The 23641-nt window shown below is 44.5% G+C and carries 18 protein-coding genes; 10 read left to right on the top strand and 8 right to left on the bottom strand.

Features of this window, described 5'->3' with window-relative positions:
* Positions 1-62: 62 nt before the first annotated feature.
* Positions 63-3080: a DUF2339 domain-containing protein gene (locus A7325_RS00495; protein WP_227514904.1), complete on the bottom strand. Its 3018-nt coding sequence runs from the start codon at positions 3078-3080 to the stop codon at positions 63-65.
* Between the two features lie 247 nt (positions 3081-3327).
* Positions 3328-4068, bottom strand: a complete 741-nt coding sequence (locus A7325_RS00490) for a dienelactone hydrolase family protein (protein WP_068403682.1) — start codon at positions 4066-4068, stop codon at positions 3328-3330.
* A 204-nt stretch (positions 4069-4272) separates the two neighbouring features.
* On the opposite strand from A7325_RS00490, the gene A7325_RS00485 reads away from it, so the two are divergent.
* Positions 4273-4893, top strand: coding sequence for a YcgN family cysteine cluster protein (locus A7325_RS00485; RefSeq protein ID WP_068403680.1), 621 nt, complete (start codon positions 4273-4275; stop codon positions 4891-4893).
* Between the two features lie 108 nt (positions 4894-5001).
* Here the strand turns inward: A7325_RS00485 and A7325_RS00480 are convergent, their stop codons facing one another.
* A complete protein-coding gene (locus A7325_RS00480; protein WP_068403678.1) occupies positions 5002-6294 on the bottom strand; it encodes a DUF4105 domain-containing protein in 1293 nt (430 codons plus the stop codon).
* A 341-nt stretch (positions 6295-6635) separates the two neighbouring features.
* On the opposite strand from A7325_RS00480, the gene A7325_RS00475 reads away from it, so the two are divergent.
* The 5 genes from A7325_RS00475 (at position 6636) to A7325_RS00455 (ending at position 14104) form a co-directional block, all read left to right on the top strand.
* Positions 6636-7535: an HlyC/CorC family transporter gene (locus A7325_RS00475; RefSeq protein ID WP_068403676.1), complete on the top strand. Its 900-nt coding sequence runs from the start codon at positions 6636-6638 to the stop codon at positions 7533-7535.
* A 280-nt stretch (positions 7536-7815) separates the two neighbouring features.
* Positions 7816-9390: an apolipoprotein N-acyltransferase gene (lnt, locus tag A7325_RS00470; protein ID WP_068403674.1), complete on the top strand. Its 1575-nt coding sequence runs from the start codon at positions 7816-7818 to the stop codon at positions 9388-9390.
* A gap of 134 nt (positions 9391-9524) precedes the next feature.
* Positions 9525-9980, top strand: a complete 456-nt coding sequence (locus tag A7325_RS00465; RefSeq protein WP_068403673.1) for a hypothetical protein — start codon at positions 9525-9527, stop codon at positions 9978-9980.
* Positions 9981-10286: 306 nt separating this feature from the next.
* On the top strand, positions 10287-11852 hold the full coding sequence (locus tag A7325_RS00460) for a peptide MFS transporter (RefSeq protein ID WP_068403671.1): 1566 nt from the start codon (positions 10287-10289) through the stop codon (positions 11850-11852).
* Between the two features lie 434 nt (positions 11853-12286).
* Positions 12287-14104, top strand: a complete 1818-nt coding sequence (locus A7325_RS00455; RefSeq protein ID WP_068403669.1) for an aminopeptidase P family protein — start codon at positions 12287-12289, stop codon at positions 14102-14104.
* Positions 14105-14219: 115 nt separating this feature from the next.
* On the opposite strand, the gene A7325_RS00450 is transcribed toward A7325_RS00455, so the two are convergent.
* The 3 genes from A7325_RS00450 to A7325_RS00440 form a co-directional block, all read right to left on the bottom strand.
* The gene (locus A7325_RS00450) at positions 14220-15077 is read right to left on the bottom strand and encodes a hypothetical protein (protein WP_227514903.1); all 858 of its coding nucleotides are present in this window, start codon (positions 15075-15077) and stop codon (positions 14220-14222) included.
* A gap of 162 nt (positions 15078-15239) precedes the next feature.
* Entirely contained in the window at positions 15240-16517 is a 1278-nt protein-coding gene (gene fabF / locus A7325_RS00445) for a beta-ketoacyl-ACP synthase II (RefSeq protein ID WP_068403763.1), read from the bottom strand.
* A 214-nt stretch (positions 16518-16731) separates the two neighbouring features.
* A complete protein-coding gene (locus A7325_RS00440) occupies positions 16732-18102 on the bottom strand; it encodes an anhydro-N-acetylmuramic acid kinase (RefSeq protein WP_068403665.1) in 1371 nt (456 codons plus the stop codon).
* Between the two features lie 119 nt (positions 18103-18221).
* On the opposite strand from A7325_RS00440, the gene tyrS reads away from it, so the two are divergent.
* From tyrS to A7325_RS00425, 3 genes are all read left to right on the top strand, one after another.
* A complete protein-coding gene (gene tyrS / locus A7325_RS00435; RefSeq protein ID WP_068403761.1) occupies positions 18222-19433 on the top strand; it encodes a tyrosine--tRNA ligase in 1212 nt (403 codons plus the stop codon).
* A 136-nt stretch (positions 19434-19569) separates the two neighbouring features.
* Positions 19570-19800 (top strand): DUF1653 domain-containing protein, encoded by a 231-nt coding sequence (locus tag A7325_RS00430; protein ID WP_068403663.1) that lies wholly within the window; start codon positions 19570-19572, stop codon positions 19798-19800.
* 203 nt (positions 19801-20003) lie between these two features.
* Entirely contained in the window at positions 20004-20660 is a 657-nt protein-coding gene (locus A7325_RS00425) for a hypothetical protein (protein WP_068403661.1), read from the top strand.
* A gap of 24 nt (positions 20661-20684) precedes the next feature.
* On the opposite strand, the gene A7325_RS00420 is transcribed toward A7325_RS00425, so the two are convergent.
* Together A7325_RS00420 and upp are read right to left on the bottom strand one after the other, a co-directional pair.
* Positions 20685-21437 carry an SDR family NAD(P)-dependent oxidoreductase gene (locus A7325_RS00420; protein WP_068403658.1) on the bottom strand — a complete coding sequence of 251 codons (753 nt, stop codon included), beginning with the start codon at positions 21435-21437 and terminating at the stop codon, positions 20685-20687.
* A 76-nt stretch (positions 21438-21513) separates the two neighbouring features.
* Entirely contained in the window at positions 21514-22161 is a 648-nt protein-coding gene (gene upp / locus A7325_RS00415; RefSeq protein ID WP_068403656.1) for a uracil phosphoribosyltransferase, read from the bottom strand.
* A gap of 270 nt (positions 22162-22431) precedes the next feature.
* Between upp and A7325_RS00410 the strand changes: the two genes are divergently transcribed.
* On the top strand, positions 22432-23130 hold the full coding sequence (locus tag A7325_RS00410; protein WP_068403759.1) for a DNA glycosylase: 699 nt from the start codon (positions 22432-22434) through the stop codon (positions 23128-23130).
* Positions 23131-23641 lie beyond the last annotated feature (511 nt).

The following is a 23641-nucleotide window of genomic DNA, read 5'->3' as shown; positions in this document are numbered from 1 at the left end:
TTACTACACAACCAGCGTCACCACGTTAACATTTCATTTAACGTAACGCACAGAGCAGACTATTATTCAAACTCGTCTGTTAAATCCTCACGTGCTGGTGGCAATGGCGCTAAATAACCAATGACTAATATTAAGCTACCCGCGCCAAGGAAGGAAATCACCCGCCAAATTGCCTCGGTCTGGGATAAATCAACCAAGACCAGTTTTAACACCACAACGCCCAGCAGTCCAATACCTATAAACCATAGTGTTCGCTGTCCATAGCGGCTGGCAATGATAGTGGCGACCAAAGCAATGAGCGTCCATAAAATGGTCAATCCCGTCTGTACTTGCTCGCTACTCCAAGCGCCACCCTTAACCCCATATGAGCTGCCAGTCCATAACGGCGTGCCGATAAATGCATGCAGCGTCCTGACCAACATACTCGAGCCTATCCAAAGGCCAATCAGCGCTAACACAATTAACAGCATATCGTTTTTAGGAATGGCTTTTAATAGATTTCTCGAACCGCTACCATATGGCTGACGGAGTAAATAAACGCCCAAGACATAAAACACCACCAGCCATAACGTCACATCATATAAATTAAATAAGGGGAAATAAGGCAAGCCCCAAATCACGCCATCGTAAGTAAAGTTGGTAAAAAGAGCCCAACCTAGTGCGATAGGTACAAAGAGTTTGGCACTGTCTAATAATGCCTGATGCCAATCAAACCAATAAGGCGCAAATGCTGAGGTCGCTGCTCCTGTTTGCGAGTGTGATTGCTTATCATTGTACTGAACCATAGCATGACGCTGTGTCCACCATAATCCAGCCAGCATAAAGGCAACCGGCACTAAAATAGTCATGACGCCTTTTGAATCGGGCAAGCCATAATGCATGGCTTCTGCTAATAGGATAATGCTAGCACCAAGCCAGCTCGCGCTATCAAAACTTTTTAACTCCAATTCTTTATGCCATGTTTTTAACCACAATTGCCCAACGACCAACCAGCCTATGAGTAGCATGATAAATATCGGCCAATGAAAGGTGGTCCATTGATAATCAAATTCATATTTTTGCGGTAGTTGAAACAGTAGCGCGGCATAAAATAGCAGTAATAACCCATGGCTAAACTGCCTAATCTCGCGCCACGAATGATAGTGATTGATTGCCTGATAAATAGCTAGGCTGGTTAAGGTGGCCAATCCTAGCAGCGCCGTCGTTGCTAAGCGCCAACTGTCAAGCCATTGGTCAAAATCAATCACCAAGACATACAGCAGCCAAACCATTGCAGTAAAGGTCAAAAATCGACCCAAATTTGGACTGCGCCACATCAAGTTAAACGCCATACTTTGGCTATTGATACTGGTAAGCCATTGCTTAGTAGCGAGTTCACCAATGCCCAAGGTTTTAGTATAGGCAGTCAGCGTATGATTGGCGTTAAGCTGGTTGTTGGCGTCATCAATAGGCGAGTTGCTGGCGCGTAAGATAAACATCGTAGCTAGATAGCTGAGCGCCGAAATCGTCAACGCCAGCGTTGGATAATCTTTGATCGTAAAGACCACATTTATCATCAGCATCGCGATACTGAGCAGCTGCAATAACAACCCAAACAATACTGACCATGCACGTAGTGAGCGCCGTCCAAACCATACCAGTGCCAGCCCTTGTACCGACCAGCCAAAGGCAATCCATTCTGCATCGAGTGCCAGCGGAATCACCAAGGCTAAAAAGCCAAATCCTAATGCCAGCATACCCTCGGTAATTAAGGCGTAGCGCTGACTACGCTGCACAAATACCCAGCCAATGCCTAAATAAATTGCCGCGAAAATAGCACTAGTGATGGTTAACCCATTAGGAATAGCGTCTAAAAGCCCTGCAAACAAACCAAAGGCTAGTATCGGTACAGAAAATAGTAAACCAGTATCAATAGGGAATACGTAGCTGTGGTTTCCTAAATAAAATTTATCTAAATGATTTGGATTCTCTGCACTATCAACGTTAGCTGTATGAGCAAAATTTGCTTCATTAAGGGTGTTATAAGCGATAATTTGCTGCGCGTAGCGGATGACGACAAACAAATATAGTAATACATGTAGCGCCACTAGCAATACCAACGTCCAGCGCTGCGCCTCTATAATAGCGCTTAAATTCTCCGTAATACCCCAATAATAGACCAGTCCAAAGGTGACCATTACGCCGAGCATGTTGAGCATTTTCCAAGTGCGGTAATGAGCGATGACAGCAATGGTGACGTTTAATAATAAATAATAGCTAAACAAGGACACTAAATTACCGATATCGCTACTGGTCAATATCGGTGCAAAAAACCCACCAGAAAGTGCCAACAATGCCAACGGTAAAGCGTTTTGGCGTACCGCTAAGCCGATGGTGATGGCCGATAAGATGCCAAGTCCAACAAAGCTCGGCACACTTGCCAGCACGTGATAGACGCTATAGGCAAAAAAGGTGGTTAAATAAGCAATCGCTAAACCAGCGCCTTGCAAGGTGATGCCATAAGCAAAGCGATTTTTTGCTAATTTTAATCCGAGCAATGCGAGCCCTAAGCCAATGATGCCAATGCCAATAAGCTTTATGGTAATCGGAATTTCGATATAGTCGCTTAATAAGCGCAGCAATAACACCACCCCGACGAGCAACACCAAAACCCCAACACGTACTACTAAGTTGCCGCCAAAAAACCAGTTTTGCATAGAGTGAATCAGTGAAGTGACAATAGGCAAGGAGCGCTCGTCTGGCTCTATCGTTGTAACAGGGGGTTTCGATTTTGTCGATTTTTGCGTTAACACGATATTTTCTATCGGCGTGGAATTAGCGTCAGCGGCTGTAACCGAATCTACTGCCGCTAACGGTATCGGTGGCGGCATTGATGACCGCGAGTTTGAAGAGGTATCGGGCGTTGCTGCAAATTGACTTTCTTGATTGCTATTTATATCGGCGTGAGAAGATTTTGCTGTTATTAAGCCCTGTTTTTGCCGTTTAAGCTCAGCTTGTAGCGCTGTCATATCATGACGCAATTGTCTGATTTGCTGGCTTATCCTGGCGTATAGTATGAGCACCACGATCAATAAAGCCATAAAAGCCAGCCAGCCCAGCTGATTTATCAATAGATATAACATCCTCGTCACTCAATCCCACTTATAATAGAGTGATGATGACGTTATTTGCTCATAAGCACAAGATTGGTCATGGTAGTTATTGTGTATAACGACAAAAAACAGGGGTCGCTTTCTGAGAAAGTGACCCCTGTTTTTCGTCTTATGCTTTGTATTAGCACTCGTTATAGTGAGCGTTTATACAACTTGATTGATGATATTTTTAAAATTATTCACCAAGATTGGTTTTCATAAATTCAAGCATGTTGTCCCAGCTTTGCTTAGCAGCGGTTTCGTTGTAGCCAAGGTCAACATCGTTTTTGGCAGCGCGTTCATCGGCGTGCGGATTGGTAAAGCCATGTTTGGCACCGTCATAGACATCAATTGTGTAGTCAACATCGGCAGCATCTAGCTCAGATTTTAGGCCTTCGATTGCCTCCATTGAGACCATCGAGTCATCGCGGCCGTGAGCGACCAATACTTTGGCTTTGAAGTTTTTATCGGCTGGCTGTTTTGCTGATGGGTTGCCATGGAAAGTTGCGACGGCTTTTAATGGCATACCTTCACGTGCCATATCGAGCACCACTTTACCGCCAAAGCAATAACCAATCGCCGCTAAGTTATCGCGATTAACCGCCAGTTGGTCACCAAAGTCATTGAGTATTAAGCGGCAACGTGCCATTAGCATGTCTTGATCAGCTAGCACTTGCTTCATCCACATATTGGCCATCGACGCGTCGCTGGTCAGCTTGCCTTCACCGTAAACGTCCATCGCCACCGCCGCATAGCCTGCTTTTGCCAAGCGCTCAACGACGGACTTTGGATGATCGACCACGCCCCACCATTCTGGCGCCACCAAAATACCTGCTACTGGATTGTCCTCTGAGGCAGATTCTGGCAGCGCCACATAGCTGATAAGCTCAACGTTGTTTTCGGTAGTGCTGATCAATTCAAAAGTCTTAATTGACATATTATTGTCCTTTTTTTATGTTATGAAGGGGGTTTTATAAATGGCTGTTTTATAAATAACTACTTTATAAATGCTTGTTTTATAAGTATTAACTGTTCGTGTTTTGCTTCATTCTTTTATTTACTTCTCCTACCTTAACGCCCAAGTTCGCCAAAAACAGCTATAATACTGTAACGCTCTTTATCAAAATGCTACGGCGACTTTATGACACTCAATTTGCTCAATCAATCTGAATCTCAATTAGCATCCGCTCTAGATTCCAAAACAACAACTGATTCAGATTCAGCGACGCAATCTGCTGTGCGCTTATTTCCTCACAGCCAAAACGATGCTAATGATCTATTGCGTCCGCAGTTTTGGTCACGTTTTGCGCTGTCAGAGCTAAACCATAGTGAATGGGAAGCGCTATGCGATGGTTGCGGTAGCTGTTGCCTAATCAAGTATATCGACGATGACAATGTCAGCGATGACAATAATCATGAAGCAGAAATGGTTGAATATACCGATGTCACTTGTCAGCTGATGGATTGCGCGACTGGTTATTGCAAGCATTACGCCACGCGCCAAGAGCACGTGCCAGACTGTATTCAGCTAACTATGGAGAATTTGCCGCAGATGATGTGGCTGCCGTCGCACTGTGCTTATAAGCGCTTGTATAAAGGACAAGATTTACCAAGTTGGCATTTGTTATTAACGGGAGATGCGGTGGCAACTCAGCAGCAGATGCGCGCTGCCAATGTTGGCGTAGCAGGGCGCTGTATTTCTGAGATTGGCATGACAGATGAGGAGATGGAGGAGCGGGTGGTAAATTGGGTTCAGCCTTAACCTAACTTTTTTTATAAAGGGTTTAATCTATGTTTATGCTTAATGAACAATGGATTTAACGTCGCAATACCGCTTTTGAGAGTAGCTGCACCTCTTTGAAAACCTCAGCTATTCTTTAGAATCTTGCGCGGCAGATTTGGCACTCGCTTCCGCATCTGCTTGCGAATCTGCCAGTGGCGGGATAGGAATATCTTGCCGAATTTGCTTGGAGAACTCGCGGCTATTGATAGCGCTGTTTCCTGCCAAATTATCAAAGCCGCGAACCTTTGGATTGATATGGGTGCGCTCGTACCACGTGTCCATTGACCAAGGCTGACCGTCTTTTTCAGGGTTAGCGTCGAGCATGCCAACGTCGTATAAGTAGTTTGGTAGCCAGCCCGATACCCAAATTCGGTAATCCCATGGCAAGCGGTCGCCACTGACAATACGCGCCATATAAAAGATAATATTGGTACAGTTGCTCATCAACGTATTGTACCAAGTTGGTTTGGCATTCAATTCATCGGCGGCAGTTAAGTAAGACTCAAATAATGACTTGACCTCGTGCTGTTGTAGATTGCTGACCGGAAACAGATAAACTTGCTCACCGCGAGCATTACTGCGAGTATAAATGATATCTCGCTCTTCAGCAGCAATCAGGCTCAGCTCAAAACGCCTAAAAAATCCTGCCAATGCCGAAAACGACTCGCCTTCTTCTTTACGAATCTCAAACGAGAAGGCAAGCGGTCTATCATCTTCAAAGCGGAAACTGACCAAAGTATGCGCAATCAGCGGCCCCATCCAATAGGAGTTGGTCACATCGACGCCAGAGAGTTTTGACATATCAATCGTGCGCGTGCCCCAGTGTTCAGCCGCTTCTTTATCGTTACGCCAATCAAAGTTTCGTACATTGGTGAGTGTGACTAAGTCAGGGTTGTTGGCATCGCGGCTATAAGTAACTCTTTCGCTGACTTCCGCCATCCAGTCGCGGTCTTGTTTGGGCTCGATAGAAAAAAACCAGCCCAAACCGATAAACCAAACTGCTCCATATAAACCGATGAGCCATTTAACGGCTACTTTTTTATCTGGCGCTGCTGAATTATTTGATGGCTGATTACCTCGATTTTTTGGACTTTTTGACCAAGGCCTTTTTGTTGCATAAGCGGCCTTAGCCAGCGCCGCTAAAATGCCGATTATAACAAGGGTTGTAAGCCACGTAATCGGTGAGCGCATGCCAAACTGATACCAAATTGCCATTAACAGCCAAATAGCAGATAGGAGCAACGTAGTAACGATGAAAAGCTGCGCGAGGTAATAGCGCCAAGTCCGCTTTTGCTGGCGCTCATAAGCTGCCCCATGCTCTAAGCGATTGCTGTTTGCGAGCGGCGAGAGCAGGCGAGAAAAAAAGGCACGTAGCGACATAGGTTTGACTTTGAGGAATGAAGGCTTTGACCATAGCAAAGTTTACAACACACTGACAATACAATTTGAGTGAATTTGTCGTTGAATGTCCGTAAGCCTTGCGATAAAGTGAAACTTATTAGGCTGGTCTATTTTCATCTATACTTATATAGTTGTCATTTATCGTTATGATAGGATTTTATAGATAATTTGTCCTTTATTTAAATATTTTGACCATTGTCTAAAGATAAAGTCGCTGTTTTATTTGCTATTTTAATCCCCATTTAGGTTTAAGATTTTAATTGCTATTCACTATTTTCTTTGATTACTGCTATTAACTAAAGAGGTTAAATCACATCATCATGTCCGAAGACGCTCCAAGCCCGAGTAGTTGGTCGATGCGCGGCTTAAAACGCTGGCTATCGACCGCCCCCGAAACCCGTGATGAACTGATACGTTTGGTGCAAGACTCGCGCCAGTTCTTAGAACCCGATACCGTGGACATGTTGGAAGGTGTGCTTGATTTGCCTGCCACCCAAGTTCGCGAAATCATGACCCCGCGCCCGCAAGTGGTTGGGCTGCACGAAAGCGCTAGCTTAGCTGAAGTGATGGATATCATTCTTGAGACCACACACTCGCGCTATCCGGTCTTTGATAGCCAAGACGATGATGCCGTTATCGGTATTTTATTGGCAAAAGATTTGATTCCCATCCTCGTACACATGGTGCGAGATCAAGAAGATAAAATTGACAGTCAACGTTTACGAGACTTGGTGCGTCAGCCGCTTTATATCAGCGAAACGGCACGCTCTGATACTTTGCTACGCTCATTACAGCGCACCCAAGTGCATATGGCGATTGTCGTCGATGAGTTTGGTAACTTCGCTGGTGTGGTAACGATGGAAGATTTGCTCGAGGAAATTGTCGGCGATATCGTCGATGAGCATGATGACTTCGATGAAGACAGTGATATCAATAATATCGTCGCCGATCCTGAAAGACCAAACACGTGGCGCGTGCAAGCATCGACAGTGATTGAAGACTGTAATGATGAGCTTGGCGCTCACTTTGACGATACCGATGTCGATACCATGGGCGGTTTGGTCATGCAAGCACTCGGCCATGTTGGCGATTTGGAAGGGGAAAGTGTGGTGATAGACGATTGGCAAATTACCATTACCGATGTTGAAGGGCGCTTTATTCAAAATCTTGAGTTGTCCAAAATCAATGCTGACCAGCAAATATTAATAGGTAGCCATTAATTTGTTGATGTTTATCACTTAAGCTTGGCACTTAAACATAAGCTTGGCATGTAAATATAAAAAAACACGATTGCGGTCGTGTTTTTTTTGCTTTTAAAATCGGTATTTTGCAACGCAATTTTACCTATTGATTGATTTAGACTGGTATCATGGGCAGGTTTAATTTTTGAGCGCTGTATTGAGCAGCGGATGCATGGCTACCCATTCAGCGCTCACTGAATAAATCAAAGTTAATATGTAAGCTTTAAACGACTGAATAATAAGGTTTTGGATAATTGCTATGCGTCTGTCTACTGTTGATTTGCAAAAACGTCTAAACCCCGATAAGCCAAAGGGCTTGCCGATGGTGTTGACCATATTGATTTCGTGGCTGGCAGGCGCAGTGTTTATCTTTGCCCTCGCGCCGTATGGTTTTTGGCCGGTGGCGTTGGTGTCGCCCGCTATTTTGTATGCCTTACTGATGCCTGATATGACAGGCAAGCGTGCTTTTGTTATCGGTCAAGCTTATGGCACCGGGCTTTGGTGCGTCGGGGCGTTTTGGCTGTATACCTCAATCCATGTCTATGGCGATACGCCAGTGTGGCTCGCGCTAATTATGATTGCGCTGATGGGCCTTGGGATGGGCTTGTTTCATGGCTTTTTGGCGCTGATTTTTAATCGTGTCGTCGGTAAGCAGCCGTTATCCTTTGCCGCGCTTTGGGTATTGCAAGAGTGGATGAAAACGTGGCTATTTACCGGTTTTCCGTGGTTATTTGTCGGTTATGCCTTTACCGAGCAGTATTGGCTATCGTCATTAGCGCCCATTGCTGGTGTGTTTGCGGTGTCTTTTGTGGCAGTATTATTGGCGGCAAGTTTGGTTGAGCTATTGCGTCGCCGCGGCGGTTATATGATTCCTACTGCCGCACTACTTATTGTCAGCTGCGCGTTATGGTTGCTAAATCCGCAATGGACAAAACCAAAGGGCACGCCTGACTTATCGGTATCATTAATTCAAGGTAATATTCCACAAGATTTAAAATGGCTGACTGAATATCAGGTAGAAACGCTAAAAATTTATGCCACCCTGTCCAGTACCGAATGGGGCAGTGACATGATCTTGTGGCCAGAGTCTTCCATTCCCATGTTTCAAGATGAAGCGCTAGGTTTTATCAGTGAAGTGGTCAAAGTGGCCAAAGAAACCGATACCACGTGGGTCACTGGTATCCCTTATAAGGATACCGCGGCTTTTGATGCCAAGACCGATAAATACCCGCCGTTTTATAATAGTGTCATTGCTTTAGGTGCGGACGCTGAAGGGCTATATAAAAAACAGCGTTTGGTACCTTTTGGCGAATATATTCCTTTTGAGGGTATGCTAGATATCTTGCCAAACCTTGCTGGTAGCCAAGATATCATGAGCTATAGCCGCGGTAGTGATAATCAATCACCGCTGCGCGTGCGTGGTCATAACTTGGGCGCTGCGGTTTGCTATGAAGTTGCCTATCCTGACACCACGCGCAAAAACGCCATCAATACTGACTTTTTATTGACCATCTCTAACGATGCGTGGTTTGGTAGCTCGGCAGGTCCGCTCCAGCATTTGCAAATGGTCCAAATGCGCGCGCTTGAAAACGGCCGCTGGTTTATGCGCGCCACCAATACTGGCGTTACGGCTATCATTGACCATAAAGGTCATATCGTAAAGCGCGCACCGCAGTTTGAGCGCACCGTCTTACGCGGAAATGTGCAGGCACGCGTTGGTAATACGCCTTATATGCGCGCGGGTAATTATCCTATTTTAATCATTATTGCGCTTCTGCTATTATTAAGCTATCTTGGCAAGCGTGCGACCCCGCAGAGACGTTTGGTCAAATAAAAAATACCCATAGGCTTTGGTTGTAAGTTTTTTCGCTAATAAACCCTTTAAATCGTTAAGGGTTTTCACAAATCGATATAAATTGCGATATAATAGGCCAATATTTTAAATATTTTGTGCAAGGTGGATAAGGTATGTCAGAACATATTGTCGAAAACAATCCCAAGAAAGAGTTCCTATTTGCCTTAGGCGGTGTTGCCTTATTTTTAGGTATCGTCTTATTAATCGGCATTTCTGGCTATTTGCGTCCAGCAGGCGAGCATATCACTGCTGAGAGCACCGAAGCGGCTGCTGAAACAGAGGCAACTGCGGCAGAAGAAACTGCGCCCGCTGCAACCGCTGCCGAGCCAGCAACAACTGGTACGCCTGCAACCGCACCTACTGAAAATCCAGCAGATGCTACCGTAACCCCAGCTGCTGATACTGATGGTACGGTTGTTGCTGCTGAATCTGGCACCGCAACTGCTGAGGGTACTGTCAATCAAGCGGCAGTACCTGATGATGCTAACTTGACAGCAGAAGAAGCCGATGCGGATTTGGATGGTGGTGAGGGTGCAGAGTTAACGCATACTTGGAAAACTGAAGAGTAAGCTTGTGACCTAAGTATTTTGTTATAAAAACAAATACTTGTATAAATATAGTCAGATACCCGTAATTAAGTACAACTGTTGTGACGATACTTTATTCTAAGAGTGAAAATACTCTAGAAGCTAACATTAAAGACCTGTGCTTGGTTAACTGAGCACAGGTTTTTTTGTAGGTATTTGTGTAATTATTGAATAACTTTTTCTTTACTTGACCATAACCAAGTGAAACAATAATGCGCCTATGTGACCGCTTAGCAAAATAAACAGGAGTTTGGTCGTCATTACAGTGGTCTTTAAAGGAATAAAGTTATGAGCAGAGACTCAAAAGTAAATGTTAGTGAAGCTGAATTGGCAGCACTGGATAATGGGTTTATGGGGCACCCAAAGCCACTACGCCCGCTGTTTTTTACCGAAATGTGGGAACGCTTTTCTTATTATAGTATTCGTCCGTTATTAGTACTGTTTATGGTAGCCACCGTTGGCAGCGGCGGTTTTGGCTTTGATGAAGTCACCGCTTCTGCTATTTATGGTATTTTCGCCGGTTCATTATATTTGGCGGCAGTACCGGGCGGTTGGCTCGCTGATAACTGGCTTGGTCAAGAGCGTGCCTTATGGTGGGGCAGCGTGATTATCGCCCTCGGTCATTTATGTATTGCGCTCTCCGCCATATTTGGCATGACGCTATTTTTTGTTGGTTTGATATGTATTGTATTAGGGTCAGGGTTATTTAAAACCTGTATCTCCGTCATGGTAGGCGCTTTGTATAAAAAAGGCGATGTGCGCCGTGATGGTGGTTTTACCTTGTTTTATATGGGCATTAATATTGGCGCCCTTTTAGCAGCGCTCATCGTTGGGGTGTTTAAAGAAAAGGGCATGTGGCACGCAGGTTTCGGTGTTGGTGGTATCGGTATGCTGATATCATTACTGATCTACCGTTTTTCTGCGCAAAAAACCTTGACCCACTATGCCCAAGCCAAAAATATAAAACCTGAGTGGGAACACGCCAATGACCGCTATAAAAACATCGGTCGCTGGGTAATTGGTTTCTTGGTGTTATTGGCAGCGGTTGTGGTTTTGGTGGCAAGTGGTATGTTACCGTTCAATCCTGAAACGGTCGCTGAATATATGACTTATATCATTGCCGCGGTGGTGATAGGCTACTTTGCGGTTATGTTTGTCTCGCCGCGTCTTGATAAAACCGATAAGCTGCGCCTACTGACTTGCTTTATTTTAATCATTGGCTCAACGCTATTTTGGTCAAGCTTTGAGCAGCAGCCAACCTCGTTTAACCTATTTGCCGATCGCTATACTGACTTGAACGTCTTAGGGTTTGAGATACCGAGTATTTGGTTCCAATCTTTAAACCCGTTGTTTATTTTATTGCTGGCGCCCATTGTTAGTATTGTTTGGGTCAAGCTTGGCAAACGCGGTCTTGAACCTAATAGTATGACCAAGTTTGCGCTCGGGATGTTGATTACCGCGGCAGGCTTCTCGTTGATGATATTTGCCTCAAAAAGCATCTTGACCAGTGACGGCGGCTTAGCATCGCCATTATGGCTCGTGGGTAGTTTATTACTATTAACTTTAGGGGAGCTGGCGCTGAGTCCAGTAGGGTTATCCTCAATGACCAAGCTTGCTCCAAAAGGCATGCAAGGGCAAATGATGGGATTATTCTTTGCCTCTGTCGCCATGGGTAACTTGGTCGCTGCGTTCTTTGGTGGTCACGTTTCAGCCGACAAGATCGAAGGCTTACCAACACTATTTACCACCATGACCATCTTTTTGGTGGTGACCGCAGTGGTGTTATTAGTACTGGCAAAACCTATCAATAACATGCTGGTCAAAAGTGAGCAAGCCGATAAAGCGGCTCAGTAAATAAAGCGTTAAGAAGATGGTGAAGATTAATTAAGCCTATTTAGCTTATTTATAGTAGCAATCGTCCCTATAAACGCCAAAAGATAAGACGTGTTACCATAATCGGTAGCACGTTTTATTGTTTCAATCAGTGAGTTATTTCTCTATCGCCATTGAAAGCCTGCTATCTGCCCAAACATCTAGAGAGGCGCTGCTTTAATACTATTATTAAAATACTATTACTAAGCTGAAATTAATAATAGCTCGGCTAAACGCCTAAGCACTCTTACTCATTTATATAGCTATCATTCTAAAAATAGTAAACCCTTTATAGGCAAATATAACGCTGTATTTAACATTGATAAATTTATTTGCCTCAATAAGACGGCTACTCATAGTCGCCTCTCAAGCGTTTTTTTTAACTCTCATTTTTAAAAGTAATAAGGACACCTTTCATGAATAAACAACACATCCACGAGCGTATTGATAGCCTACGCCAAACGCTAGCGGCACAAGATTTAACGGCGATTATCGTGCCGTCAGCAGACCCGCATTTGTCTGAGTACTTGCCAGAATATTGGCAAGCGCGTCTATGGTTATCAGGCTTTACAGGTTCGGTTGGTACACTGGTCGTTACCGCTGACTTTGCTGGCCTATGGACAGACAGTCGCTACTGGGTACACGCCGCGCATCAGCTAGAAGGCACGGGTATTACTTTGGAAAAACTGGCTCCTGGTCAGCCAAATCATATCGATTGGCTAGCGCAAAACTTAACCGAAGGCGATAGCGTGGCGGTGGATGGTAATGTATTGTCTATCGCTGAGCAAGACAGATTGCTTGATGCGTTTGATGCTAACGATATTACTTTAATCACTGAGCGCGATGTGTTGACAGACATATGGAACGACCGTCCAGCATTGCCATCAGCACAGCTCTACCAACACGATGCGCAGTTTATCGATCAGCCCGCCAGCTCAAAACTTGCTGCCGTGCGCGCAGGCATGAAGGAGGCAGGCGCAAGCCATCACTTGCTGTCAAGCTTAGATGATATTGCTTGGTTGACCAACTTACGCGGTGCAGACGTCGATTATAATCCGGTATTTTTAGCGCATATGCTCATTAGCGAAGATAAAGCGGCCTTGTTTGTTGATAATCATAAAGTCAGTAGCGAGATTGAAAAAGCGCTAAAAGACAGCGGTATCACGCTTGCAGATTATGATGCGGTGCAAGAGGCATTAGCTACCTTAACGCCAGAAGATATATTATTGTTAGACCCAAGCAAAGTGGCGGTCGGTACGTTATCAAAAATGGCCGACGATGTTGGCTTTATTGAGCAAATGGCGCCAAGTACGTTACTCAAATCAGTGAAGTCTGCGGCGGATATCGAGCATGTACGCGAAGCGATGCGTCAAGATGGCGCGGCGTTAAGTGAGTTTTTTGCGACATTTGAAAAACGCCTAGCAGACGGTGAGCGTTTGAGTGAGCTGGATGTCGATAGTATGCTCATCGAAGTTCGTAGTCAGCAGCCGCATTATGTGTCGCCAAGCTTTCCAACCATCGCAGGCTTTAACGAAAACGGTGCTTTGCCGCATTACCGTGCGACGCCAGAAAAATTCAGCTACCTTGATGTCGCTGAAGGCGAGGGCGGCTTATTGCTCATTGACTCAGGTGCGCAATATCAAAACGGTACCACCGATATCACCCGCGTGGTCGGGATTGGACAAGTAAGTTCTGAGCATAAACGCGACTTTACCACCGTGCTTAAAGCCCATATCGCCTTAGCAAAAGCGCATTTCCCTGATGGTATTGCGTCACCGCTCATCGATGCGATTTGCCGTGCACCCTTGTGGCAAGCACAGATGGACTATGGTCATGGTACCGGTCATGGCGTTGGTTATTTCTTAAACGTCCATGAAGGCCCGCAGGTCATTGCTTATAGTGCCAGCACGCCAAAAGAGCGCGCGATGAAAGAAGGGATGATATCTAGTAATGAGCCAGGTTTATACCGCGAGGGCAAATGGGGTATTCGTATCGAAAACTTGGTGGTCAATACGCCGGTTGCGAATCCGACTGAGACTGAGTTTGGACAATTCCTACACTTTGAAACCATCACTTACTGCCCCATTGATACCCGTTTGATTGAGCCTGCACTATTAACCCAATTCGAGATTGATTGGCTCAATGATTATCATAGCCAAGTCTATGCCGAGCTAAAAGATCGCGTTAAAGGTGCAGCACTTGAGTGGCTAACCGAGCGTACTAAAGCTATCTAAGGCAAAAACTTATATTCTTGAATTGAAGATATTAAAAAGCCCCGTCAATATCGATGGGGCTTTTTAATCTCTAGTTATACGAAGAAACTCCTAATTTAAATCAGGTTTTTTATAGCTAATGAATGTTTTTCTTGGCGATATTTTCATTACTTTTAATAGTAGTGGTGGTATCAGGTTCGGTTAAATGCTGTGCCAATTCGGCCCGTAACCAAGATTTTAAATTCTCAGAAATTTGCATCATTTGCTCGCTTAAATAGTCATCGACATGCATCTCAAGCTCGCGAATTAATTCTGGGTGACTCGCGCCAAGTTTAGTATCTTTTAAAGACAAAGGAATAGCGGCGTCTGAAACAGCTTTATCGATAACGGTTTTCATATTATGATCGTTTGCGCCATTTACCACATTGGCAGTTTCTTGAATGGATTTTTTATCAGTGTCAGTATCAGCAGTAGTTTTCGTAGCATCTGTTTTAGTAGCTTTCAGTTTTTCTACTGCGTCAGTGTCATTTTTACTAGTAATATTTTTACTACTATCATTGTCATCAACACTGGTAGCTCGTTTATGATCTAGCTGCTCATCGTGCTGTTGCTCTTGTTTCGCCGCTGCTGCCTCTAATGCTTCTTCTTCTTTCTGCTTAGCGTCTGCTACTGCTTTTGCCTGTTTTTCTTTTTCTACACGTTCTTTTTCTACACGTTCTTCTTCTTCTAAACGCTCTTTTTCGGCAGCCGCTCGCTCTTGCGCTTGTTTTTCGGCAATGGCTTTGGCAATCGCTTGTTCAGCTTCATGATTTTCATAAAGATTATCAAGATGGGCGTCTAAGTCATGAGTGCTAAAAACAAAGGTTTCAAATGGCGTGTCGTGTTGTAAGAGGGTGGTGATATCGGTAAGTTCTTGGATGATAGAGGCGCGTACAGGGTCTGGCGCACACGTCCAGCGCTGATAAAACTGATGGGAAAATGAGTAGCTTGACATGGTATCTTCCATAAATGTTGCATAAAATTACCCCTTATCATACGCAAGTACGATAAGGGGCTGCAAGTGGTCAAACGTAGCAAATCTGACACCAAGGTTACAACGGCTAAAATAATAGTTTTTTAACATTTATTTAGCGTTTTTAACGTTGTTTTAGGCGTTTTAGCTTGATGGTTGCACCGGCCAACGAGCGAATATAAGCGACCCATTGGTGCCACCAAAACCAAAGCTATTGGAGACTGCATATTGCAGATTATCAACTTTACGTGATTGGTTGGCCACGTAATCGAGATTGCAGTTGTCTTCAACATTATCTAAGTTAATGGTCGGCGGTACCTGCTGATGTTGCAGGGCAAGCACAGTAAAGATAGCCTCGATACCACCAGCGGCACCCAATAAATGACCGGTCATCGATTTGGTCGAGCTGACCAAAATGCTGTCTTTAACGGGCGCAAAAACGGTTTCAATCGCAATGGATTCGGCAACATCACCAGCAGGCGTACTGGTACCGTGGGCATTGACGTAGCCAACCGCGGCAGGCTCAATACCGGCATCGTTTAGTGCGTTGCGCATGGCGCGAGCCGCACCGCTACCATCTTCTGGTGGTGCGGTAATGTGGCTGGCATCGTCACTCATCCCAAAGCCAACCAGCTCAGCCAATATCGTTGCGCCGCGCGCTTTAGCATGGGCAAGGCTTTCAAGGACGACGACACCCGCGCCATCACCGAGTACAAAGCCATCACGCTCTTTATCAAACGGACGCGAGGCTTTGGTTGGCTCATCATTACGAGTTGAGAGGGCATGCATCGCCCCAAAACCTGACATTCCAAGCGGGCTCGAGCCTTTTTCACTACCACCTGCCAGCATCACATCGGCATCGCCATAGGCAATCAAGCGCGCAGCAAGTCCGATAGCGTGGGTCGCGGTGGTACAAGCAGTCGAGGTCGCCAGGTTTGGGCCTTGTAAAGTATGCTTAATAGCGACCAAACCTGCAGCCATATTAACGATAGAACCTGGAATGATAAAGGGCGAAACCTTCATAGCGCCTTTGTCACGTAGGGTATCACGGCTGTTTTCAATGGTTTGGATACCGCCAATGCCTGACCCTAATATTACGCCAAAGCGCTCTTGCTCGACATCTTGTACAGGTGTATCAGCTGCGCTAACTTCATCGATAAAACCCGCGTCTTTTAACGCCATAGCCGAAGCTGCAACGGCATAATGCATAAATTCATCATAGCGGCGCGCGTCTTTAGCATTCATATATTGCTTGGCGTCAAAATCCTTGACCACACCCGCAATTTGCGCCCGATAGTCGGTTGCATCAAAATGAGTAATGGGCGTGATACCGCTCTCGCCATTAAGTAGACGCGTCCACGAGCTTGCGACGTCTAATCCTAAAGGTGTCACCGCACCCATACCCGTCACCACCACACGCATCTCATCTGGGCGTTCATAATGGGGCGGCTTTTGGCGCAGAGTTTGCTGGATAGTGGCAGCATTAGAGTCGGCGGCTTGCGCGTTTGGTGAACTGCTATATTGGCTCATGCGATATATCCTGTACGTGCGATCCTAAAAAGAAGGTATTTTAACCGTCATTATAAAACACATTAGTGCACGTATGTAAACTAAAATTTAAACAATTAGAGGCTTATTAAGCAAAACAAACTTGACCCAATACCACGCCTTTACTTGCGCCAGTGACCGCTGGCAAGTTACCAGTTTCTCCCATTAGGGTTTGCCGTGCCAACCATCCAAAGGCAACGGCTTCGACCCAAGCGGGGTTCAGCCCTAAGCTGGCCGTAGTTTCTACTTTGCAGTGAGGTAAATGCGCCTGCAAGCGAGTCATCAAGTAATCATTTAAGGCACCGCCACCGCAGACATAAACCGAGCTGTTTTCATTTGCCTTAATAAACATATTGATTTGCATACTGGCACTCATCGCCGTCAGCTCGGTCAATGTTGCCTGCACATCAGCTGACGAATAGCGAATATGGGCAGAGGCTTGGTCAAATTTTTGCAGCTCGCTTTGTAGCCACGCTAAGTTAAAGTCTTCACGCCCTGTGCTTTTCGGATAGGTTCGCGCAAAAAATGGATGCTCTATCAGTTGATTAAGTAACGGCTCAACGACTTGTCCTGACTGCGCCCATGCGCCACCAGCATCATAATCTTTATCCGTATGCAATGCCGTCCACGCATCGAGTAATAAATTGGCAGGGCCGGTATCATAACCAATCACCGAGCTATTATTAACAACAGCATCATTAGCATTAATAGAGCTGTCATTGGCTGGTAAGACGGTGATATTGGCAATACCGCCCAAGTTTAATAACACTCGCGTGCTATCAGGCATGGCAAATAATGCTTGATGAAAGGCAGGTACTAAGGGCGCGCCTTGACCACCGACGGCCATATCGCGGCGGCGAAAGTCGCTGACCACGCTAATACCAGTACGCTCGGCGATGATATTGGCATCGAGCAGTTGCAAACTAAATCCCATTTGCGGACGATGGCGCACCGTTTGACCATGGCAGCCAATCGCTAGCACCGACTCTACATCGGTATTGGACTGCTGCAATAGATTATTGACCACGTCGCTGGCAAATTCAGCATATTCCTTACTTGCCCAGCCAAACCAGTCTAATTCGCTGCTTGGTTCGCCCATTGTCGAGGTTAATTCTTGCACACCATTTGGCTGACAAAGTGCCAATAACACCTCACGCAGGCGTGGCGGAAAATCTTGGCTAATAGACGCTAATAGCCGTAGCGGTTGTTGGATGTTTTCTTCACCACCGAATTGACAAAGTACCGCATCCATACCATCCAAGCTGGTGCCAGACATCATGCCGATATATAAGCCATCATCGAAGTTTTCAAATACCGTTTGCTCAAGCGCATCGGTCAAGGTGGCATAATTCAAATCGTCATCTAAAGTTTTGTCCAAAGTGTTATTTAAATTATCGTCATAATTGATAGTTGAATCAGTATTATCATTAGTATCAGCAATCGATGCAGGGTTGGTCATGGCAATTTACCTTAAAAAACGCTAGTATATCTCTCAAATTCTAACATCTTTTACGGGCTACGAAATTCTAATTGGCCCAAACGCGTTACCCTTTAAATAAAGACAATAAAGAGAGCATCATGACCACCCAAACTTACACCCTAGAAGAACAACTTGCCCTGATTCAGCGCGGTACGCAAGAAATCCTATCGGAAGACGATTTGGTTAAAAAGTTAAAACTGAATCGCCCGCTGCGTATCAAGGCAGGCTTTGATCCCACCGCGCCTGACTTACATTTAGGTCATACCGTGCTGATTAATAAGCTGAAGCATTTTCAAGACTTGGGTCATGAGATTTATTTCCTAATCGGTGATTATACCGCCAAGATTGGTGATCCATCTGGCAAAAACAGCACACGCCCGCCGTTGACCGATGAGCAAATCAAAGTCAACGCGCAGACTTATGCGGAACAAGTCTTTAAGATTTTGGATAAAGAAAAAACCAAGATTGTCTTTAACTCTGAATGGTTTAAAGACATGTCAGCGGGCGATATGATTCAGCTTTCTAGCCAGTTGACCGTTTCACGCATGCTTGAGCGTGATGATTTCTCTAAACGCTATGCGGCGCAAACGCCAATTGCTATCCATGAGTTTTTATACCCATTGGTGCAAGGCTATGACTCTATCGCGCTAAAAGCCGACGTCGAGCTTGGCGGTACGGACCAAACCTTTAATATCTTAATGGGACGTACTTTGCAAGGTCGTTATGGGCAAGAGCCACAAGTTTGTATCACCGTGCCAATCTTAGAAGGGCTGGACGGCGTTAATAAAATGTCTAAGTCACTCGGCAACTACGTCGGTATTTACGATGCGCCGGGCACCATGTACCAAAAACTGCTGTCGATGCCAGATACCTTAATTCGTCGCTACTTTGAATTTTTAAGCTTTAAGCCGATGGAAGAAGTCGAAGCGTTAATGGCAGAGATGGAAAACGGTCGCAACCCACAAGAAATCAAACGTATTCTTGCTGAAGAATTGATTGAACGCTTCCATGATGCGGATGCTGCTGCTAATGCGCATAAATCAGCAGGTAACGTATTGGCTGATGGCGAATTGCCAGTCGATTTACCAGAAGTGACGTTAGAGTTAGAAGGGCAGGACGCATTATTTATCACGCAAATCCTAAACCAAGCAGAGCTTGCCAAAAATAGCTCATCGGCTAAAGATATGATTAAACGCGGCGCGGTAAAAGTAGATGGCGAAGTGGTCGATGCAGGCTTTAGTTTAACGTCTGGTCAGACAGTCGTTATCCAAGCAGGTAAAAAGGCTTATGCAAAAGTGACAGTTGCTTAAATTGACTAGTTTCAATAATTCAGGTAATCATTAAAGATAAGGTCGACATTGATTGTTGACCTTATTTATTTTGCGTTATGAATTTACTGCGACAGTATTTAGCTCGTGTACTTAAGATATAAATGAGGATTTAATCATGACAGAAAAAACGGTTTGCCAAGGCATTTACCGCCATTATAAAGGCAGTCTTTACCAAGTTTTGCATACCGCGCAGCATTCAGAAACCGAAGAAGCGCTAGTCGTTTACCGCTGCCTATACGGTGAGTATGGCGTGTGGGTACGACCATTAGCGATGTTTACTGAAACGGTTGAAGTTGATGGTAAAGAAATACCGAGATTTGAGCTGATTAAAGCCTTAGCTGATTAAGGCTTTAAAAATACTTAAAACTCATTGCTCAAATAAAAAGCGTCTTTTAAGGTCGCTTTTTTTATATGAGTAAGGCGATCAAATGAATCCAAGCACACAATCTGTGCTGCTATTCGATAGCAAATGACTGTAATAGGAAACGTATATAATAGATACTATATGTACTAAATAATAGTTTCACTGTTTAATAAGGATGTTAGCCGATGGGCAAGTTAACTTTAGCATTGCTTGATAGCAGCTTATATCCACAAAGCTGGCAGCAGCAAATATTTACCAATCCGCGCGCGCTATTGCTAGCCATGCTCATGACAGAAAATATGCCAGATGCCGAAGCATTTACAAAGCAATTATTAGCCAATGATGTTTATCAAGATTGGATAAATAGCAGCGTCTTTGGTCGCTATCTACACCGTAATTTTACGGCGTTTTATCGACAAACAGAAGACAGTTTTAATACCGATATGCCAGCGTTATTTCGCCGCGAGCTTATGCGCCACGCCCAGTGTTTACCAATAGAGCAAGTATTCTTTTTTGCAGGGGATTTAGCAAAAAGCGTGCGCCAGACAAAGGTGTTAATCACAACGCTCAATCCTGCCACCGCGATTATTGATGCTCAACAGTTAAGTGCAAAATCTACTATGAATAATCCGACCATGATTATCAATCAGATAGTAATTAAAGGTAAGCAAGTTTTAGGATTTCCGATACGTCATAATAAACGTACCAGCGAGCGCACGCGTAATGAGGTATTGATTTTGGATTTTCAGGAATTGCGCTTGGTCAATGAAGAGAATGTCATGGCCAAAAAAAGAAGCAACATAGATGCGACTATATTGCTTCGGTCTTATGAATTACGTTAATAAACCGAATGGTCGGCTAAACCTTTAAGAGTCTTGCTTAGCAATCGTTAGACCGTTGTAGGTTTGCGCAACCGGCATCACTTCTAAACGATTGACGTTAATATGGGCAGGCGATTCAATCAGCCATAACAAGATATCGCCAATATCGTCACCGGTCATGGTTTTAAAGCCATCATAAACTTGAGCGGCTTTCTCGTCATCGCCATGATAGCGCACGTTTGAAAATTCAGTGCCCGCCACATTACCCGGTTCAAGATTGGTCACGCGCACTTGCGTACCGAGTAAGTCCGCCCGCAGATTTAAGCTAAATTGTTTGACAAAGGCTTTGGTCGCACCATAGACGTTACCACCAAAATAAGGCCAACTGCCCGCAATTGAACCAACATTAATAATATAACCGCTATCGCGTGCGACCATGGCTGGCAAGACAGCATGAGTCAACGCCATCAAACCTTTAACATTGGTATCAATCATACGCATCCAATCATCAAGACTGGCGTTGTGCGCAGGCTCGGTGCCAAGTGCCAGTCCAGCGTTATTCACCAAGACATCGATTTGACTAAAGTCAGCCGGCAAGTCAGCAATGATTTGTGGAATAGACGCCGTGTCACTGACATCCATGACCACAGGTAAAAATGCTTCGCCCAACGTATTTGCCAAAGCGTTTAGCTTATCTAAGCGTCTGGCACAGCCAATCACGCGATGACCATTGGCAACCAAACGCTCAGCTAATGCTTTACCGAAACCGGCGCTTGCCCCTGTAATCAATACGTTCATCTTATATCCTTATCATTGATGTTGCGTGCTTCATAATTTTTATGACGATAGCTTGTTTTGGTTTAAAGGCGTTGTCTTACTTGTTAAATAACTGCTTACCAAAGATTTTATCGCCCGCATCGCCAAGACCGGGAATGATATAGCCATGCTCGTCTAAATGGCTGTCGAGTGCGGCAGTATAAATGGTCACATCAGGATGGGCTTCATTCACCAAACGCACGCCTTCAGGCGCGGCAACCAAGACCAATGCCTTGATATTAGTACAGCCATTTTTCTTTAGCATCTCGATGGTTGCAACCATTGAGCCGCCAGTCGCTAACATTGGGTCAATGATAAGGGCTGGGCGTTTGTCCATGTGGCTGACAAATTTTTCAAAAAACGGCACAGGCTGCAAGGTTTCTTCGTCGCGCTGTAAACCGACGACAGAGATTTTCGCCGTTGGGATTAAATCGAGCACGCCGTCGAGCATACCGATACCAGCACGCAAAATAGGGACGATAGTCACAGTTTTGCCCGAAATTTGCTCACCAGTGATTTCACCACACCAGCCTTGCATCGGGAAGCTTTCGATTTCAAAGTCACGGCTCGCTTCATACGCCATCAAGCGCGCAAGCTCTTTGGTTAGGGTGCGAAATTTATAGGTGCTACAGTCTTTTTCACGCATAAGGCTGAGTTTATGACGGACTAACGGGTGATCAATAACGGTGATTTTTAAGTCATTCATAAGGTCTCTCTTGATTTTTCGCTGATGCTTGCGCAGTTACTGCGGTTGCTATTAGTAATAAAGATACAAACACTTACTGCACTTCAACCCTATACCTAGACCATCAATAGTAAGCTTAATGCTTTAATAAAAAAGTAAGCCAAAGGCATTTATAACAAGGTTAGTTTTATTTAAGCAAACTATGTTCGACTATGATAACGCCCTAACAAATGAAGTAGTGTTTAGGCTTGCTATGATAACAAAAAAACTGCTTTTCTGATGAAGAATCTTATGACTACACAACCATCCCATACCCATGATAATACTGATAAATTGGATACCAACTCGTTATTGCCCGAAGCGCGCACCGCAGAAGTAGAAACCCATCCCTTTGGTCCAGTATTACCGCCCGATGCTACGGTGATGATGATGGGTACTTTTCCACCGACTGCTGATAAATGGGCAATGCGCTTTCACTATCCGAACTTTTATAATGATATGTGGCGTATCTATGGCAGCGTATTCTTTGATGACATTGATTATTTTAGAGTAGGCGATGAAAAGCGTTTTGACCCTGAGCGTATTCGTGCCTTTATGTTCGAGCGCGGCATTGCCTCTTGTCCTACCGTTACTCAAGCTATTCGGGAAACAGGTAATGCCTCGGACAAAAACCTCACCGTTGTCACCCCCGTTGATTTAGATATTATCTTGCCACAAGTGCCAAAGGTTGAAACCTTATTTACCACCGGCGGTAAAGCCACTGAGGTGCTGCTTAGTTTATTATCCGAGCCACCTGCCAAATCAAAATACCCTAAGACCAACCAAAGCATGGATTACCCTTATAAATGGCAAAATGATAATAATAAAAAATCCAATGTAAATAGTCTTACCTTATATAGGTTGCCTTCAACGTCACGCGCCTATCCTTTAGCGTTAGATAAAAAAGTCGCTGCTTATAAGGATTTCTTTAAAAAGATAGGTAAACTATAAAAGCGTTATGTATAAAAGAGGATTATATAGACAGCTTCCATATAGAAGAAATAAGCGATTTTAAGCAGAAAATGCAGTCTATGATAAAGGTAAAATTATTTTTAACCCTAACTGACTGATAAATAAACAGTATTAATGACAAGGTCAGATAATCGTTAAAATAGCGGATAAACCCCCTTGACCCCCTACTAAAAGCGCGTATAATGCCACCCAGTCGAAAGGGAAGGGCGTTTAGAAAGTGTTTTGGCACTGAATAAACACCCATTAGCGAGAAAGCACACATCAAACTACTTTTACGTAGACTGATAAAACTTTCAAACTAAATAAAAATAACTTCTTGACTAATTAAAATAAGCGTCTATAATACGCACCTCATTAGGGAGAACCGGAATAACTTATATGTCAATTACATATAACAAACCTGGCTAACCCATTGAAACAAATTATAAAAAAGCTTGACAAACCAAATCATTATGATATGATAGTCGGCTCGCTAGATAGGATAAGTTCT

Origin of the sequence: Psychrobacter sp. SHUES1 (assembly GCF_001652315.1) — a bacterium.
Taxonomy (GTDB): Bacteria; Pseudomonadota; Gammaproteobacteria; order Pseudomonadales; family Moraxellaceae; genus Psychrobacter; species Psychrobacter faecalis.
The sequence above is the reverse complement of the archived record's forward strand: the minus strand, read 5'-3'. Positions and strand labels throughout refer to the sequence as shown.